The organism is Pseudoalteromonas sp. c7(2019), from assembly GCF_011378625.1.
GTDB classification, from domain to species: domain Bacteria; phylum Pseudomonadota; class Gammaproteobacteria; order Enterobacterales; family Alteromonadaceae; genus Pseudoalteromonas; species Pseudoalteromonas arctica.
Genome location: NZ_WTKS01000132.1, coordinates 1 through 321, shown reverse-complemented (window position 1 = coordinate 321; position 321 = coordinate 1). Strand labels below are relative to the sequence as shown.

1 protein-coding gene is annotated in these 321 nt (G+C 37.1%); it reads right to left on the bottom strand.

The window, feature by feature from the left end; genetic code table 11:
* Positions 1-321: alanine racemase C-terminal domain-containing protein (locus tag GQR38_RS20300; protein ID WP_277344174.1), on the bottom strand; the 321-nt coding region annotated here is incomplete at both ends.

Here is a 321-nt window from a genome sequence, read left to right as displayed (position 1 = left end):
CAGTTAGCTACCTCAGTTACTGAAATGTTATCACCCCATAATTCGACATCAAACCCAATACAGTCTTGTTGCTCAAACATAGATAAATCAACCATGACCATATCCATTGAAACACGACCTAATATTTGACTCTTTTTACCATTGATAAAAACAGGCGTACCATTTACTGCATGCCTAGGGTATCCATCAGCATAACCAATTGACACTGTCCCTATTTTTGTTGTTTTTTCAGCGGTCCATAAACCGTTATAACCAACACTTTCTTCTTTATTGATCGTACGCTGAGAAATAACTTTTGCTTTAAATGTCATCGCAGGGATT